The organism is Microbacterium sp. BH-3-3-3, from assembly GCF_001792815.1.
Taxonomy (GTDB): Bacteria; Actinomycetota; Actinomycetes; order Actinomycetales; family Microbacteriaceae; genus Microbacterium.
This window is the reverse complement of record NZ_CP017674.1, coordinates 1598888-1614146: the sequence shown is the minus strand read 5'-3', so window position 1 is coordinate 1614146 and position 15259 is coordinate 1598888. Positions and strand designations below refer to the sequence as shown.

The 15259-nt window shown below is 70.9% G+C and carries 17 protein-coding genes and 1 pseudogene; 10 read left to right on the top strand and 8 right to left on the bottom strand.

Translation table 11 applies throughout. The annotated features are described in order from the left end of the window. Window position 1: 1 nt before the first annotated feature. The 3 genes and pseudogenes from BJP65_RS07465 to BJP65_RS07455 all read right to left on the bottom strand — a co-directional run bounded on the left by BJP65_RS07465 (window position 2) and on the right by BJP65_RS07455 (window position 3985). Window positions 2-1402: pseudogene (locus BJP65_RS07465) on the bottom strand (MFS transporter). Between the two features lie 35 nt (window positions 1403-1437). Further along, complete coding sequence (locus tag BJP65_RS07460) at window positions 1438-2442, bottom strand: L-idonate 5-dehydrogenase (RefSeq protein WP_070408703.1); 1005 nt, start codon at window positions 2440-2442, stop codon at window positions 1438-1440. 43 nt (window positions 2443-2485) lie between these two features. Continuing rightward, window positions 2486-3985, bottom strand: a complete 1500-nt coding sequence (locus BJP65_RS07455) for a mannitol dehydrogenase family protein (protein ID WP_070408702.1) — start codon at window positions 3983-3985, stop codon at window positions 2486-2488. Between the two features lie 148 nt (window positions 3986-4133). Between BJP65_RS07455 and BJP65_RS07450 the strand changes: the two genes are divergently transcribed. Then, on the top strand, window positions 4134-5105 hold the full coding sequence (locus BJP65_RS07450; protein ID WP_055833076.1) for a LacI family DNA-binding transcriptional regulator: 972 nt from the start codon (window positions 4134-4136) through the stop codon (window positions 5103-5105). Between the two features lie 109 nt (window positions 5106-5214). Continuing rightward, the gene (locus tag BJP65_RS07445) at window positions 5215-5550 is read left to right on the top strand and encodes a potassium transporter Trk (protein WP_070408701.1); all 336 of its coding nucleotides are present in this window, start codon (window positions 5215-5217) and stop codon (window positions 5548-5550) included. Here the strand turns inward: BJP65_RS07445 and BJP65_RS07440 are convergent, their stop codons facing one another. Then, window positions 5551-6162 (bottom strand): hypothetical protein, encoded by a 612-nt coding sequence (locus BJP65_RS07440; RefSeq protein WP_055935551.1) that lies wholly within the window; start codon window positions 6160-6162, stop codon window positions 5551-5553. Between the two features lie 213 nt (window positions 6163-6375). On the opposite strand from BJP65_RS07440, the gene purM reads away from it, so the two are divergent. Genes purM through BJP65_RS07425 form a run of 3 tightly spaced genes read left to right on the top strand, consistent with a single transcriptional unit; the run spans window position 6376 to window position 10214 of the window. Beyond that, window positions 6376-7518 (top strand): phosphoribosylformylglycinamidine cyclo-ligase, encoded by a 1143-nt coding sequence (gene purM / locus BJP65_RS07435; RefSeq protein WP_055935554.1) that lies wholly within the window; start codon window positions 6376-6378, stop codon window positions 7516-7518. Window positions 7519-7524: 6 nt separating this feature from the next. Then, window positions 7525-9000, top strand: coding sequence for an amidophosphoribosyltransferase (gene purF / locus BJP65_RS07430; protein ID WP_055831924.1), 1476 nt, complete (start codon window positions 7525-7527; stop codon window positions 8998-9000). Continuing rightward, window positions 8997-10214, top strand: coding sequence for a CynX/NimT family MFS transporter (locus BJP65_RS07425; protein ID WP_258027539.1), 1218 nt, complete (start codon window positions 8997-8999; stop codon window positions 10212-10214). The genes purF and BJP65_RS07425 overlap by 4 nt, the downstream gene beginning before the upstream one ends. A 13-nt stretch (window positions 10215-10227) precedes the next feature. Here the strand turns inward: BJP65_RS07425 and BJP65_RS07420 are convergent, their stop codons facing one another. Further along, window positions 10228-10410, bottom strand: a complete 183-nt coding sequence (locus BJP65_RS07420; RefSeq protein WP_055831919.1) for a DUF3073 family protein — start codon at window positions 10408-10410, stop codon at window positions 10228-10230. Between the two features lie 166 nt (window positions 10411-10576). Here BJP65_RS07420 and BJP65_RS07415 point away from each other — a divergent pair, with 166 nt between their 5' ends. Then, window positions 10577-11095, top strand: coding sequence for a universal stress protein (locus BJP65_RS07415; RefSeq protein ID WP_070408699.1), 519 nt, complete (start codon window positions 10577-10579; stop codon window positions 11093-11095). Between the two features lie 4 nt (window positions 11096-11099). Here the strand turns inward: BJP65_RS07415 and BJP65_RS07410 are convergent, their stop codons facing one another. The 3 genes from BJP65_RS07410 to BJP65_RS16790 all read right to left on the bottom strand — a co-directional run bounded on the left by BJP65_RS07410 (window position 11100) and on the right by BJP65_RS16790 (window position 12962). Next, window positions 11100-11705 carry a PadR family transcriptional regulator gene (locus BJP65_RS07410; RefSeq protein WP_055831916.1) on the bottom strand — a complete coding sequence of 202 codons (606 nt, stop codon included), beginning with the start codon at window positions 11703-11705 and terminating at the stop codon, window positions 11100-11102. Next, the gene (locus BJP65_RS07405) at window positions 11705-12550 is read right to left on the bottom strand and encodes a DUF4097 family beta strand repeat-containing protein (RefSeq protein WP_055831914.1); all 846 of its coding nucleotides are present in this window, start codon (window positions 12548-12550) and stop codon (window positions 11705-11707) included. The genes BJP65_RS07410 and BJP65_RS07405 overlap by 1 nt, the downstream gene beginning before the upstream one ends. 247 nt (window positions 12551-12797) lie before the next feature. Continuing rightward, a complete protein-coding gene (locus tag BJP65_RS16790) occupies window positions 12798-12962 on the bottom strand; it encodes a hypothetical protein (RefSeq protein WP_181016006.1) in 165 nt (54 codons plus the stop codon). A gap of 251 nt (window positions 12963-13213) precedes the next feature. Between BJP65_RS16790 and BJP65_RS07400 the strand changes: the two genes are divergently transcribed. Genes BJP65_RS07400 through BJP65_RS07385 form a run of 4 tightly spaced genes read left to right on the top strand, consistent with a single transcriptional unit; the run spans window position 13214 to window position 15226 of the window. Then, window positions 13214-13483 carry a Rho termination factor N-terminal domain-containing protein gene (locus BJP65_RS07400; RefSeq protein ID WP_070408698.1) on the top strand — a complete coding sequence of 90 codons (270 nt, stop codon included), beginning with the start codon at window positions 13214-13216 and terminating at the stop codon, window positions 13481-13483. Between the two features lie 3 nt (window positions 13484-13486). After that, entirely contained in the window at window positions 13487-14452 is a 966-nt protein-coding gene (locus tag BJP65_RS07395; RefSeq protein ID WP_070408697.1) for a DNA topoisomerase IB, read from the top strand. Window positions 14453-14498: 46 nt separating this feature from the next. Next, window positions 14499-14864, top strand: a complete 366-nt coding sequence (locus BJP65_RS07390) for a CrcB family protein (RefSeq protein ID WP_070408696.1) — start codon at window positions 14499-14501, stop codon at window positions 14862-14864. Continuing rightward, complete coding sequence (locus tag BJP65_RS07385; protein ID WP_055831899.1) at window positions 14861-15226, top strand: CrcB family protein; 366 nt, start codon at window positions 14861-14863, stop codon at window positions 15224-15226. Before BJP65_RS07390 ends, BJP65_RS07385 begins: the two co-directional genes overlap by 4 nt. Window positions 15227-15259: the final 33 nt, after the last annotated feature.

Below are 15259 nucleotides of genomic sequence, written 5' to 3'. Positions count from 1 at the left end.
ATCACATCGCGGGGCGGGGATCCCGCAGGTCGCGACCGGTCCACTCGGGTGCCACGAGCGCGGCCACCAGAGCCGAGGCGGTGAAGATGCCCATCAGCACCATGATCGGGATGATGCTGCCCGTCACGGCGGCCACCCAGGCGGCGGCGACGACCGGGCCGATGCCCGTCGCGATGATGGCCGCGATCTCGCGGACGACGGCGGTGAGGGTGTAACGGTTGCGGGCGCCGAAGATCTCGGGGATCGAGATGTTCTCCATGGATGCCAGACCCAGCACCGAGATGTTGTGGATCAGCGCGTAGCCGACGAAGATCCAGCCCACCTCGCGGGAGTTGATCAGCAGCAGGGTCGGGACGATCAGCACGAGCGACAGCGCCGACATGACGATGTACATCCGGCGGCGACCCACCTTGTCGCCGAGCCACCCGACGAGCGGGATCGTGATGAAGCCGATCAGCGACGACACGATCACGATCTCGGGGCCGACCTCTTTCGAGATGGCGAGGGTGATGGTGATGAACGAGATGAGGTAGGTCTGCACGATGCCGGAGTTGCCGGCCTGACCGAACCGCAGGAAGAACGACACGAGGACGGCCTTGATCGGCTTCTTCTGCAGCGACTCGAGCGTGCGGACGTCGTTGGTCTCGGTGGCGACCTTCTGCAGCTCGGCGCGCGAGAGCGCCTTGCCGTCGACGACGTCGGTGCGCTCCTCGAAGACCGGGCTCTCCTTGAGGTTGAAGCGCACCCACAGGGCGAAGAGCATGATGATGGCGCTGCCGATGAAGGGGATGCGCCAGCCCCACGCGATGACGTCGCTCTCCATCATCACGGCGAGCAGGATCGCCCAGATGCCGGAGGCGAACAGGGTGCCGCAGTTGGTGCCGAGGGCGACGAGCGAGGCGACGACGCCGCGGCGGTTGTCGGGGGCGTACTCGGCGAGCATGACGCCCGCACCCGAGATCTCCGCTCCCGCGCCGAAGCCCTGGGCGAGGCGCAGGATCACCAGCAGGATCGGAGCCAGGATGCCGACCTGCTCGTACGTCGGCAGGACGCCGATGAGGGTGGTCGCCGCACCCATGAGCAGGATCGTGTAGAACAGCACCTGCTTGCGGCCGATCTTGTCGCCGATGCGGGCGAAGAAGAACGCGCCGACCGGGCGGGCCACGTAGCCCACGCCGTAGGTCGCCATCGCGAGCACCACGGCCATGGCGGCATCCCCTCAGGCGAAGAAGATCTGGCTGAAGACGAGGGCCGCGGCCAGCGAGTACAGCTGGAAGTCCATGAACTCCAGCGCGGTGCCGAGCCACCCCGAGACGGCGGCGCGGGCAAGATCGCCGGTCGACCTCTTGACGACGGGCGGTGACGTCGAGGCATCGACGCCGGGGGCGGAAGAGTTGCTCATCGGATTACTCCTTTGTAGTGATGACGGGTCGGGTGTCAGAGGGAGAGCAGGACCTTGGCGGATGCCGAGGAGTCGCGCGCCGTGGCGAACGCGGCGACCGCGTCGGTGGCGGGGATGACGTGCGAGACGACGGCGTCGAGGGCATCGGTGGATGCGAGGAGGTCGATGGCGTCGTCGATCTCGGTCGAGAAGCGGAACGCGCCGCGCAGGGTGAGCTCCTTGGCGAGCATCGGCGCGAGGTTCACCCCGATCTCGGCGTCGGGGAGCATGCCGACCTGCACGACGGTGCCCGCCCGGCGGGCCGCGCGGATCGCCTGGGTCAGGGCGACGCCCACGCCGGAGCACTCGAAGACGACGTCGAACGACTCGGGCGCGATCGCGTCGGTGCCGACGAGGAACGTCTCGGCGGCGCCGAGGGCGCGGGCTCGCTCGAGGGGCTCGGGTCGCACGTCGCTGGCGCCCACGACCGCAGCGCCCGCGTTCACGGCGGCGGCGACGACGAGCAGGCCGATGGGGCCGGAGCCGATGACCAGGGCGCGTCGACCGGCGAGGTCGCCGGCCAAGCTCACGGCGTGGATCGCGACGGCGAGGGGTTCCGCCAGGGCCGCCCGCTCCAGGGTCAGCCCCTCGGGCAGCACGCGCACCATGTGGTCCTCGACGACGATCAGCTCGGCCGCCCCACCCTGGCGGTGGGGGAAGCCCGCGGCGCTGCCGAGGTAGTCGCCCCCGGCGCGCAGGTGGGGGCGGTCCTCCAAGCCCTCGACGGACGGTCCGAATCGGGCGGGGTGCACCGTGACCGGCGTGCCCGGGGCGAGGCGCCCGGAGGGGTCGAGGTCGACCTCGGCCGACAGCTCGTGACCGGGTGTCAGGGGCTCACGGACGGCGTACTCACCGTTCTTGCCGTGGAAGTAGTAGTGCAGGTCCGATCCGCAGATGCCGACGTAGCGCACGCGCAGCCGCACCTCGCCGTCGCCGGGTTCGGGGGTGGGACGGTCTTCCCAGCGGATGTCCTCCGCGGCGTGGATTGCGAGAAGCTTCATCGCGTCTCCTTCGAGTCTGTGCGCCCGGGTGGGCGCGGATGGGTCAGGGGGTGGTCGGTGCCAGGGCGTCGGATGCCGCGAGGGCGTCGGTGATCGCACTGTCGACGCCCCGCTCGACGATCGTGTCGAGAAGGTCGCAGACGCGGTCGATGAAGGCGGTGCGGTGCGCGAGGTCTTCGCCGAACAGCTGGAGCTCGACGATCGCGCGGGCGGCGAGGTCGCGGCCACCGCGGGTGGCGACGGCGGTGAGGCGCGCGCGCGCCGGGTCGGTCATGGCCGCCGCGTGCGGACCGGGATCGAAGCCGGCGGGCGGGGCGATGCAGGCCAGGTAGGCCGCGACGGTGAGCGCGATCAGGTGCGGGAACCCGCCACCATCGAGGGCGTGCCGCACCGGGCCGGGGATGCGCTGGCCGAGCTTGACCGATCCGTCGGAGCCGACCTGGCTCGTGCGGTGCCCCAGCGCGCTGTTGCCCCAGCGGGAGAAGAGCTCGCGCTCGTACTGCTCGATGTCGACACCCCGGGGCGCGGTCACGGACGGCTCGTACTCGTGCCGCAGGACGGCCGCGGCGGCGGCCTCGACGTCGGGGAGGGCGATGGCATCCGGGATCGTGGGCACGCCGCGCAGCGCGCCGAGGTAGGCGATGAGCGAGTGCGTGCCGTTGAGCAGGCGCACCTTGAGCTGCTCGTAGGCGCCGACCTCGTCGGTGAAGACGGCACCACCGGCCTCCCACGCGGGTCGGCCGCCGGCGAAGCGGTCTTCGATCGCCCACATCGTGAACGGCTCGGCGGGGACGGGTACGTCGTCGCGGACGCCCAGCAGGCCGGCCACGCGATCGGCGAACTCCGGGGTGGTGGCGGGGACGATGCGGTCGACCATGCTCGAGGGGAAGGTCACCGCGCGGTCGAGGTAGGTCAGTGCATCGGCGCCCTCGGCATCCGGCAGCTCCTGCAGGAAGGCGCGGACGAGCTTCTCGGTGTGGGAGCCGTTCGAGAGCAGGTTGTCGCAGCTGAGGATCGACATCGGCTCTCCTCCGGCCGCGGCGCGACGTTGAAGGCCGCGGGCGAGCTGCCCGATGCTCGATCGGGGGTCGCCGCCGCGCAGGTCGGCCGCGACGATCGGGTCGTCGACGTCGAGGCGCTGCGTCGAGGGCGAGTAGCTGTACCCGTTCTCGGTCACCGTGAGGGTGGCGATGCGGATGCGGGGGTCGGCGAGGTCGGCGACGACGCGTGCCGGGTCGTCGGCGGCGACGTACGAATCGGTGTGCGCCCCCGGGATCTCGAGCGTGGTGCCGGTGGGCGAGATCGTCGCGACGGTGTACAGGTGGTCTTGAGCGTGCAGGGCGTCGACGACGCGGCGCGAGCGCGAGGCGACGCCGACGATGCCCCAGTCGCCGCCTGCCGCGCGCATTGCTGCGGCGGTGTACACGGCCTGGTGGGCGCGGTGGAAGCTGCCGAGGCCCAGGTGGACGATCCCGGCGGTGGCGGGGGCGTCGGGCAGGGAGGCCGTCGAGGTCGGCGCGTCGCGGCGCAGTCGGGCGGTCACGCGCGGGCTCCCGGCGACGCGGGAAGGCTCGCCATGAGGGGATCGTCGATGATCGGCATGAAAGCAGTGTGCTGTGTTTGTACAAACTTGTCAACCTTTTTCACGACCGCATGCCCGATGATGGGACGACAGAGGTAAGGGGGTGGACATGGCGGCGAACCTCACGGAGGTGGCACGGCACGCGGGCGTGTCGATCGCCACCGCGTCGCGCGCCTTCGGCGAACCCGACCGCCTCGCCCCCGCCACGCTGGACCGTGTCCGGCGCGCCGCGGTCGAGCTGGGCTACGCCACCCCCCAGGTGGCCACGGGCACCCGCACGATCGCGGTGGTCGTCCCCGACGCGGCCAACCCCGTGTACGCCACCCTGCTCAAAGCCATCCAGGGCCAGGCGTGGCACGGTCGTCACCGCATCGTGCTGTTCGATGCCGACGAAGACCTGCGCCGCGAACGGGAATCGATCGAGCTCGCGGGCCGTACGGACGGTCTGCTGCTGTGCTCGCCGCGACTGCCCGAGGCCGAGGTCCTCTCGCTGGTCGGCGACACTCCGCACGTCGTCATCAACCGCGTCCTGGCCGGTGCCCCGTGCGTGGTGATGGATGCCGAGCGAGGACCGACGCAGGCGGTGGAGCACCTGTCGGCCCTCGGCCACGACCATGTCGCGTACGCGTCGGGGCCGCACGGCTCATGGGCCGACGAACAGCGGGCCGGCGCCGTGGCTCGCGCCTGCGAACGCTTCGGCATCCGCCTGTCGAGATTGAGCCACCACGCAGCCTCCATCCAGGGCGGACGCGCGGGCGCTGCCGCCGCCGCGGCCAGCGGCGCCACCGCCGTGATCGCCTACAACGACCTGGTCGCCCTGGGCCTCGAGGCGGGCATGGCCGAGCTCGGCCGTGTGTGCCCCGACGACGTCAGTATCGTCGGCATCGACGACATCGACCTCGCCGGTGCCGTCACGCCCAGCCTCACGACGGTGCGCATGCCCATCGCGCGCTCCGGCGCCCTCGCGGTCGACCTGCTGCTGCAGGCGATGGTGGGCGCGGCGTCGATCGGCGAGACCGTGCTGCCGTCGCAGCTCATCGTGCGCGGCTCGACGGCGCCCCCGCGCGCGCTCGCGCGCTGACGCGGGGCGCGGTCGACCTACTCGTGCGCCGCAGGCCGTGCGCCATGCGGTGTCACGTCGGCGAGGCATGCGCGACCCGTCCGACGCGCCGCGGTGGGAGAATAGGGGTATGGCCGAGCAGCCCGCCCCCGAACGACCGTCTCCCGTGCGCGATGACATCGAGACGGTCAGCGTGCGCCGCGCACCCAAGTACGGTGTCTTCCTCGCGGCGGGGGCCTTCATCGGCATCCTGGTCGCGCTCGTTTTGACCTTCGCCATCCAGGGCAGCGGCATGAGCCCGTACACGCAGGTGGTGTACTCGGAGCTTCAGGTGTTCGGCTTCACGGCGCTCATCTGCATCGTCGTCGGGTGCACCGTCGGGGCCGTCGTCGCGTTGATCTTCGAGCGCACCGTGGGCAGCCGTACGCGTCAGGTCATCGTCGACCACGAGCGGCACGGGGCCTGATCAGGCCAGTTCCGCGATGATCGGGTGGATCGCGGTGTCGAATGCCGCGACGTCCCCCCGCAGCCCGTCGGTCACCGCCACGGTGAGCGAGCCGATCCACCACACCCCGCGCTGAGTCAGCGGGAGCACCTGCACGTTCAGTTCGAACGAGTGCGCGCGGCGTCCGACGACGCGTTCGTGCGCGGCGATCGCGCTGGCATAGGCCCGGTAGGACACCCCCGGACGCGCCGCCGCCTCGCGGGAGTACCGGTCGTGGGCATGACGGGCGTAGTCGACGGCGTCGTCGGCGTGGGCGACGATCTCGTGCCGCAGGGCATCGGCACCCTCCACGGGAAGCGCGACGAGCGTCTCGAACCCGTCGACCAGTTCGAGCGGCACGGGGGAGGGGTGCGCCTGCGGCTCGACCGTCATCGCCCAGTACTCGCGCCACTCCCGCTCGAGCTGGGACTGCGCGGCATCCGTACGTTCCCCGACCGTCGACGGCGGAACGCGCCGCAGAGCAGGCAGTTCCTCGGGGGACCGGATGCCGAGAACCTGGCGCAGGAAGAGCGCGACGAGCACCGGTTGCGCCGCGTCCTCGCGGATCGTCCACTGCGGCTGGCCGCCCGTCATGGCGTCATTGTAGGACGCGAGGTCGGGGGCGGATGGGCCTTGCGCGCGGCGCATCCGAGGATCGGGGGCGGGGCCCGTGTGCGCGGTCGCCCGGCGGTGGGGCCCCTCCGCTCGTCACGAGACCCCACGCCACAGCCCCCACCCACCCGCCCCACACCCCCCGCCGCGCCGCACTGGACACCCGCGCGTGTCCACCCCGGGTAGTCTGTTCCGGTGGCTTCCGCTCCCCACGAAAACCCATACTCCGCCGCAGGCGTCGATACCGCCGCCGGAGACCTCGCCGTCGAACTGATGAAGTCGGCCGTGCGCCGTACGCACGGGCCCGAGGTGCTCGGTGGGGTCGGCGGATTCGCCGGTCTCTTTGACGCTTCCGCGCTGCGCGATTACGCGCGTCCCCTGCTCGCGACCAGCACCGACGGCGTCGGCACGAAGGTCGCGATCGCCCAGGCCATCGACAAGCACGACACGATCGGCGAAGACCTCGTCGGTATGGTCGTCGACGACATCGTCGTGGTCGGTGCCCGCCCGCTCTTCATGACCGACTACATCGCGTGCGGCAAGGTCGTGCCGCAGCGCATCGCCGACATCGTCGCGGGTATCGCGCGCGGCTGCGCCATGACGGGCACCGCGCTCGTCGGCGGCGAGACCGCGGAGCACCCGGGCCTGCTCGGCATCGACGACTACGACGTGGCGGGGGCGGCGACCGGCGTCGTCGAGGCCGACCGCATCCTCGGCGCCGACCGCGTGCGCAGCGGCGACGTCGTGCTGGCCCTCGCCTCGAGCGGTCTGCACTCCAACGGCTACTCGCTCGTCCGCCACATCATCACCGGCGCGGGCATCGCGTACGGCGGGGCGTCGGCCGAGCTCGGCGGCACGTGGGGCGAAGCGCTCCTCGAGCCCACGCGCCTGTACACCTCGCCGCTCCTGCGCCTGCTCGACGACGGGGCCACGGGTTCCGGCATCCACTCGCTCAGCCACGTGACCGGCGGCGGCATCGCCGCCAACCTCGCGCGCGTGCTGCCGCAGAACACGTGGGTCGACGTCGACCGCTCGACGTGGAGCCCGTCGCCGGTGTTCCGCGTGCTGGCCGACATGGGTGGGCTCGAGCTGACCGCGACCGAGGGCACGTGGAACCTCGGCATCGGGTTCCTCGCGGTCGTCGCGCCGGAGGCTGCGGATGCCACGATCTCGGCGCTCCAGGCCGACGGCATCGCCACGTGGCAGGTCGGCGTCGTCCGCGACGACGCGCGCCCCGACGGAGAATTCGAACAGGGCGCGAAGGGCGTCGACGGAGGCGCCGTGCGCCTGGTCGGAACCTACGCGGATGCCGGTGCGCCGGCGAACGGAGCGAGCTAACACCCCATGTGCGGCATCGTCGGCATGGCCGGGCAGGGCCCGGTCAATCAAGAGATCTACGACGCGCTTCTGCTCCTGCAGCACCGGGGTCAGGATTCGACGGGCATGGCCACGGCCGAGTCCAGCGGCGTCTTCCACATCTACAAGGCCCGCGGCCAGGTGCGCGAGGCGTTCCGCACGCGCGACATGCGCGCGCTGCTGGGCGACATCGGCCTCGGCCACGTCCGATACGCCACCAAGGGCACCGCGTCGAACGAAGAAGAGGCGCAGCCCTTCTACGTCAACGCGCCCTACGGCATCGTCCTCGTGCACAACGGCAACCTCACGAACACGCGCGAGCTGACCGGCGAGCTCTTCCACAAGGACCGCCGGCACCTCAACACCAGCAGTGACACCGAACTGCTCGTGAACATCCTCGGTTCCGAGCTGCAGTCCGAGATCACCGGACCCGACCTCGACCCCGCGCAGGTGTTCCGCGCGGTGGGGCGCGTGCACGAGCGCGTCGAGGGCTCGTACGCCTCGATCGCCCTCATCGCGGGCTACGGTCTGCTCGCGTTCCGCGACCCGTTCGGCATCCGCCCCCTCATCCTCGGCAAGCGTCCCGCGCCGGAGGTCCCCGGCGGCGAGCCGCGCGACGAGTGGATCGTGGCATCCGAATCCCTGGTGCTCGAGAACGCCGGCTTCGAGGTCGTCCGCGACGTCGAGCCCGGCGAGGCGGTGTTCATCACGCTCGACGGCACGCTGCACGCGCAGCAATGCGCGACGCAGTCGACGCTCGCACCGTGCTCGTTCGAGTACGTGTACCTCGCCCGACCCGACTCGATCATGAACGGCATCTCGGTCTACGAGGCGCGACTGCGCATGGGTGAGCGCCTGGCCGACACGATCGCGAAGTACACCCCCACCGGCACCATCGACGTGGTCATGCCGATCCCCGACTCCTCGCGCCCCGCCGCCATGCAGGTGGCGCGCAAGCTGGGCATCGAGTACCGCGAGGGCTTCTACAAGAACCGCTACGTCGGCCGCACGTTCATCATGCCGGGCCAGGCGGTGCGCAAGAAGAGCGTGCGCCAAAAGCTCAACGCGATGTCGAGCGAGTTCAAGGGCAAGAACGTCCTGCTCATCGACGACTCCATCGTGCGCGGCACGACGAGCCGCGAGATCATCCAGATGGCACGGGATGCCGGGGCCAAGAGCGTGACGTTCGCCTCGGCCGCTCCTCCCGTGCGCTTCCCGCACGTGTACGGCATCAACATGCCCTCGCGGGAAGAGCTCGTGGCGCACAACCGCACGATCCCCGAGATCGCCGAGGAACTCGGTTGCGACTACCTGGTTTACCAGGAGGTCGACGACCTCAAGGCCGCGATCATGGAGGGCACCGACCTGGTCGACCTCGACATGAGCTGCTTCGACGGCCGGTACGTCACCGGCACCGTGTCGCCGGAATACCTCGCCTGGGTCGAGGGCAGCCAGGAGTCGTGACCCCGCGCCGGGCGGGGATGGCCGCGCTCGCCGCGGCCGCCATCGTTCTGCTCGCGTTGACGCTGCGCATCGCCGTGGCGTCGCTGTCACCGCTGCTCACGACGATCCAGCGCGACTTCGACGTGCCCGCGGCGATCGTGGGCCTCATCGGCACGGCGCCCCCGGTGGCGTTCGCGCTGGCCGGCACCGTCACCCCGGCGATCGAGCGACGGATCGGTCTGGAGCGCCTGGTGCTGGTGGCCGCGGTGGTCGCCGCCGCGATGCTCGGCCTGCGGGCGGCCGCGATCGACGCGTTCAGCCTGCTGGCGGCGACCGCGGGGGTCTTCGGGGCCGTCGGGATCGCGAACGTGCTGCTGCCGGCGGTGGTCAAGAAGTACTTCCCCACGCGGATCGGCGTGATGACGACGGTGTACTCCACGACCATGGCCGTCGCGACCTTCACGCCCCCGCTCGTCGCGGTGCCCCTGGCCGACGCGGTCGGGTGGCGCGGATCGTTCCTCGTGTGGGCGGTGGTGGCCGTGGCCGCGGTGGTGCCGTGGATCGCGATGAGCCTGCGCGCCCGCGCGTCGCGCGCCGACATCGTCGAGGCCCCGCGTGCGTCGGTGCTCTCGCGCATCGTGCGGGTGCCGCAGACGTGGGCGCTGGTGGCGACGTTCGCGGTGAACTCGTCTGTCGCCTACGGCCTCTTCGCGTGGCTCCCGCCGCTGCTCATCGACGTCGCGGGCGTGGAACCGGCCGAGGCCGGCAGTCTGCTGGCCCTGTTCTCGTTCATGGGCCTGCCCGTATCGCTCGTCGTTCCTCTGCTCGTCGGGCGGATGCGCAGCACGGCACCGTTCTACGTCGTGGCGGTGGGGGCCGGGCTCGCCGGGGTCGCCGGTCTGCTGTTCGCCCCGACGCTCGCCACCACTCTCTGGGTCGTGCTCATCGGGCTACCCCCGCTGATGTTCCCCATGGTGCTGGTGCTGTTCGGCCTGCGCACGCGCTCGCATGACACGGCGGTCGCGCTCAGCGGGCTCGTGCAGAGCGTGGGCTACGGCATCGCCGCGCTCATGCCCCTCGCGATCGGAGTCACCCACGAGCTCACCGGAGGCTGGACCGCCGGACTGCTCCTGTTGGGCGCAGCGGTGATCCTCGTGATTCCGGCGGGCTTCATCGTCTCGCGTGGCGAGACGATCGAGCAGTCCTGGGAGCGCCGTACGGGCGCCACATGGTGACGACGCCCGGGCGTTACGCCTTCTCGTCTTCGTAGGTGCCGCTGTACTCGTCGGCCCACTTGTCGACGTACGCGTCTTCACCCGCTTCGGGTGCACCCAGTTCGCGCTCGAGAGCCGAGTAGTTCACCGAATAGGTGTCGTACTTCAGCTCACGGGCGATCTTGGTGTTCTTCGCCTTCTGACGGCCACGCCCCATGCGAGACCCCCTCACGATCGACGTCGAGGGCCGTGCTTCGGGCCCTGCGTATTGCGGTTCCGGACCGAGCCGGTAAGAGTAACACCCAGGATATCACGGCGCCTTCCTCCCCAGCCGTCGGGCGGGATGCCGGCGACGTGGCCGCACCGACGAAAGGCCCGCGCGCATGACCGACTCCCCTCTCCCGCACACGGCTTCCGGCCCGGTGATCGCCGGCGTCGTGCCCGGTCAGTCCCCCCGAGTCGTGCGGGAAGCGGCTCGGTACGCAGCGCTCGCCCAGGCGGAACTCGTGATCGCCTACGTCGACACCACCCGGTTCGTGGCGTTCGAAGATCCCGACGGCTACGTGCACTCGTCGACCGTCGATGTGGCGGGAGCCGCGGCGCAGGCGGCGCTCGACGAGGTGCAGCGGGCAGCGACCGAGATCCTCGCGGGCGATCCGACGCCGTGGCGCGTGCGCCCGGTGATCGGCGACCCGGCTCTGGCGTTGATCGGCCTCGCCGACGAGCTCGGCGCCTCGCTGCTGGTCGTCGGAACGCGGAAGCGGGGGTTGGGCGAGTCGCTGCGCGAGTTCCTCACGGGCTCCGTGGCCGCCCGGCTCACCCACCGGCAGAACCGTCCGGTGCTGGTGGTTCCAGTGAGCGAGGCGGCCGGCCCCGAGGAGCAACTGCCCTGGGAGAGCTGACGCGTCAGCCGCGCATGGCGCGGGTGACCGCGTCGGACGCCTGGCGCAGCGCCGTCTCGATGTCGTCGACTCCGGATGCCGCGAGCTCGCCGCCGCGCGAGACGTGCGCCCGAAGCTCCGAGCGCACGCGCCCGCGGAACTCGTTGATCGCCGCATCGGCGCGAGACAGCTGCTCGCGACTGCGGGAACGGGCGTCGTCGACGGGGGCGGACTGCGCGTGCTCGCGTTCCTCACGGGATGCGGCGGCGAGGTCGGCGCGCAGGCTCCGCATGGCGTCGCGCACGCTGCCGCGCACCTCGTCGGCGATGAGCCGGACGCTGTCGGCCAACCCCGCCTGGATGCCCTCGAGGTCGCCCGCGCGGGAGGCGACCTCGGCGCGACCGGCGTCGGTGATCTCGTAGACCGTCTTGCGGCCGTCGACGGTCTTGGTGACCAGGCCTTCTTCTTCGAGCTTCGCCAGACGCGGATAGATGGTGCCGGCCGAAGGCGAGTAGGTGCCGCCGGTGCGCTCGCCGAGTGCCTGCATGAGGTCGTATCCGTGCCGGGGCGATTCGTCGAGCAGGCTCAGGATGTAGAGGCGAAGGTCGCCGTGCGAGAAGACGGGGCTCATCACCACTCCTCCTCTCCGGCGAGTTCCTCGGGACGCAGGCCCGAGATGCCGCGGCGTAGCACCGTGATCTCGCCCGAGACGGTGTTCGCGCGCACGTCGACGAACGACCCCGCGAGGGTGCCGGTCGAGCCGGTGTAGTTGGTCGGGCCGGAGCCCGAACGCACGTGACCGTCGATCTGCACGCGCCCGCTCACCGAGCGGGAGACGTAGTTCGCGGGCAGCGAGCGGTCCAGGCGCACGGTGGCGGTGCCGTTGACGGAGTTGAGGCTGATCGACTGGGTCGCACCCGTGGAGTCGACGAGCATCGCGCCCGAGACGGTGTCGATCGACGCCTTGGTGACGGCGCCGGTGACGGCCACGTCGCCCGAGACGCTGTTGGCGCTGAGGGCGCCCTCGAGCTCGCGCACCTGCACGTCGCCCGAGACGGCGTTGAGGGTGACGTCGCCGACGAGGCCGTCGACGATGATGTCGCCCGAGACCGTGTTGAGGCGGGCGTCGGTGCGCAGGCCCGAGACGAGTGCACTCGCGCTGACGACGCCGAGGGTGAGGGCGACCGTACGGGGAACGGCGACGCTGACCTCGGCCTTGGGGCCGCCGGCGCCGAAGTTGCGGAACACCTCGAGGAAGTTGTCCCACCGCAGCTGCGGGTGGTCGATCTCGAGGCGGCCGTCGATCATCTCGATGCGCAGGTCTTTGACGGTGACGCCGTGCACCTCGATGCGCGCGTCGGGCTCGTCATGCGCGATGACGTCGACCTGTCCGCCGACGAGGCCGATCTTGAGTTCGCGCAGCGACTCGATGTCGATGACGCGGGTCTCGCCGGGATGGACGATCCATTTCTCCATGCTGGTGCTCCTCACTCGCGATATATCGCGTTAAGCACAGTATCGAGATATATCGCGAGTTCGTCAAGACCCCGTGCGGTGATCGCGCAGGGTCGCCCGGGGGTCGACGGGCTCTCAGCTCGCGCGGCAGCGCCGCCCCGCGAAAACACGGATGCCACGCCCTCATCGAGGACGTGGCATCCGGGGCGGGGGAACCCGCCGGGGGAGAGGGGTGGCGCGCACCCGAAACGCGCCGCTCCTCGGTGAGTCAGACGGGCTTGCGACCGCTGATGAGGCGGAACAACAGCACGATGAGGGCGATGAGGCCGACGATGATCGCGATCCAGAGCAGGAAGCTCGCGGCCTGGCTCAGTCCGCTGACCACGGCGATGACGATCGCGGCGACGATGATGATGATCAGGAAGATGTTCATGGGGGGACTCCTTGCTGTGTCCGCGTCGAGACGCGGATGCTGTGCCCGCGTCGAAACACGGAACCGGCGAGTGGTTGATTCCACCGTGTCACCACCCCTCGGATGACCGCGCGGGGGTTGACGATCCTATGAGTCCGCTGTTAGCCGGGCTCGCGCGCGATAACACGGTCGCTCGGCCGCGCCGTGTCAACCCCGACAGACCCCGTACCCGGCGGGTCGTAGCGTCGGTGCTCCGACGGAGGGAGGCGGCCATGCCGGAAGGGCGAGGATCGCGCAGCGTGAAAGACCCCGATCTCTACGAGGCCCTGCGCGCTCAGGGCGACTCGAAAGAGAAGGCCGCCCGCATCTCCAACGCGGCGGCGGCCCGGGGCCGCGGCTCGGTGGGGGCGACGGGCGGGAAGGCCGAGAACTATGCGGACCGCACCGTCGCCGAGCTGAGAGCGAGGGCGAAGGAGCTCGGACTCACCGGCTACTCGGGCAAGAAGAAGGCGGAGCTGATCGACATGCTCCGCGACCACTGACGCATGCCGCGCCTTCTGCGCGTACGCCCCTACGAGGACCCGGGCTATCGGCGGGTCCGATCGGGCACGGGCTTCCGGTTCGTCGATCACACGGGTGCCGCCGCGCCCGAGCGCGATTCGGAGCGCGCGCGGGGTCTGGTCATCCCTCCCGCGTGGCGTGAGGTGTGGATCGCGAGAGACGCGAACGCCCACATCCAGGCCGTCGGGACCGACGAGGCCGGACGCCGGCAGTACACGTATCACGCCGACTGGTCGAAACGACAGGACAAGGGCAAGTTCGCGCGTGCTCTGCAGCTGGCCGAGTCGCTGCCGCGGGCAAGAGCGCGCGTGACGCAATCGCTGCGCCGCAGCGAGGGGGACCGCGAGCGGGTGCTGGCGGTGTCGTTCCGCTTCCTCGACCTGGTCGCCCCGCGCGTCGGCAACGCCCGCTACTTCGTCACGAACGGCAGCCGCGGCCTCACGACCCTGCAGCGCCGCGATGCGACGGTCGAGGGCGACATGATCCGCCTCTCGTTCCCGGCCAAGAGCGGCAAGCGCGCCGATCTGACGCTGCACGACGAAGAGCTTGCCTCGCTCGTCGAGGAGCTGGCGCTCGGTCGCTCGCGCGCGGCTCTGCTCAGCTATACACGCGGGCGCCGCCGCGTTCCGCTCACGCCCGGTGACGTCAACGCGTACGTGCGCTCGCTGACGGGCGGGCCGTTCAGCGCGAAGGACTTCCGCACGCTGCGCGGCACGATCCTCGCCGCGGAATCGCTCGCGAAGGTCGGCGCGGTCGGAGGCAAGAACGAGCGCAAGAAGGCCGAGATCGCCGCGGTGCGCGCGACCGCCGAGGCGCTGGGCAACACTCCCGCCGTGGCCCGGTCGAGCTACATCGACCCCCGCGTCTTCTCGCTGTACCGCAAGGGACGCACGATGGAACTGGGTGGGTCGAAGGATGCCGCGATCCGGCGTCTGATCCTCGGGGAGTGAGCTCACGTGCGCGCGCGGGTCACGGGCGTAAGGTGGCGCGGTGAGCATGTGGCGTGACGTCGTCCTCGTCGCCGTCGGCGGTGCCATCGGCACGGTGATCCGCGCCGGTGTCACCCTGGCGCTCGGTGACGACCTCGGCCCGGCTCTGGTGCCCATCATCAACGTCGTGGGGGCGTTCGCGATCGGTGTGCTGTTCGGCTGGAGGTCCCGGATGCCGGGATCCGCGCGCGCGCAGCGCGTGCAGCTGTTCGTGGGCACCGGGGTGCTCGGCGGGTTCACGACGTACAGTGCGCTCGCCGTGGAGGCGGCCGGACCGGCCATGCTGTGGTGGGGCGTGGGCACGGTCGTGCTCGGGACCGCGGCGGCCTGGGGTGGCCTGATGTGGGGCCGCGGCGGACGGCGGCAGCGATGAATCCCCTCGTCTTCGTGGCCGTGGCCCTCGCCGGCGGGGTCGGTGCGGCCCTGCGGTTCCTCCTCGACACGGCGGTGCGACGCGTGACGGGCGAGCGCTTCCCCTGGGGGATCCTCGTGGTGAACGTCTCGGGCGCGTTCGTGCTCGGCATCCTGAGCATGCTCCCGGCTGACGAGGCGTGGCGCTGGATCGTGGGCACGGGGCTGCTGGGCGGGTACACGACCTTCAGCGCCGTCGCGGTGACGACGGTGCTGCTCGCCGAGGAAGGCCGCGGACGCACCGCGACGAACTACGCCGCGGTCTCGTTCGCGGGGTCGTTGTTTGCGGCGGCGGCGGGTCTCGCGCTCGGCTCGCTCTTCTGAGGGGCCCGGCCCTCACGGGCTCGGCGGCCTCGT

Bases quoted from the DNA above. Each gene is read 5' to 3' on its own strand.
- BJP65_RS07460 (WP_070408703.1), bottom strand. From the start codon at position 2,442: ATGAAGCTTCTCGCAATCCACGCCGCGGAGGACATCCGCTGGGAAGAC.
- BJP65_RS07450 (WP_055833076.1), top strand. From the start codon at position 4,134: ATGGCGGCGAACCTCACGGAGGTGGCACGGCACGCGGGCGTGTCGATC.
- BJP65_RS07445 (WP_070408701.1), top strand. From the start codon at position 5,215: ATGGCCGAGCAGCCCGCCCCCGAACGACCGTCTCCCGTGCGCGATGAC.
- BJP65_RS07440 (WP_055935551.1), bottom strand. From the start codon at position 6,162: ATGACGGGCGGCCAGCCGCAGTGGACGATCCGCGAGGACGCGGCGCAA.
- purF (WP_055831924.1), top strand. From the start codon at position 7,525: ATGTGCGGCATCGTCGGCATGGCCGGGCAGGGCCCGGTCAATCAAGAG.
- BJP65_RS07420 (WP_055831919.1), bottom strand. From the start codon at position 10,410: ATGGGGCGTGGCCGTCAGAAGGCGAAGAACACCAAGATCGCCCGTGAG.
- BJP65_RS07415 (WP_070408699.1), top strand. From the start codon at position 10,577: ATGACCGACTCCCCTCTCCCGCACACGGCTTCCGGCCCGGTGATCGCC.
- BJP65_RS07410 (WP_055831916.1), bottom strand. From the start codon at position 11,705: ATGAGCCCCGTCTTCTCGCACGGCGACCTTCGCCTCTACATCCTGAGC.
- BJP65_RS07405 (WP_055831914.1), bottom strand. From the start codon at position 12,550: ATGGAGAAATGGATCGTCCATCCCGGCGAGACCCGCGTCATCGACATC.
- BJP65_RS16790 (WP_181016006.1), bottom strand. From the start codon at position 12,962: ATGAACATCTTCCTGATCATCATCATCGTCGCCGCGATCGTCATCGCC.
- BJP65_RS07400 (WP_070408698.1), top strand. From the start codon at position 13,214: ATGCCGGAAGGGCGAGGATCGCGCAGCGTGAAAGACCCCGATCTCTAC.
- BJP65_RS07395 (WP_070408697.1), top strand. From the start codon at position 13,487: ATGCCGCGCCTTCTGCGCGTACGCCCCTACGAGGACCCGGGCTATCGG.
- BJP65_RS07390 (WP_070408696.1), top strand. From the start codon at position 14,499: ATGTGGCGTGACGTCGTCCTCGTCGCCGTCGGCGGTGCCATCGGCACG.
- BJP65_RS07385 (WP_055831899.1), top strand. From the start codon at position 14,861: ATGAATCCCCTCGTCTTCGTGGCCGTGGCCCTCGCCGGCGGGGTCGGT.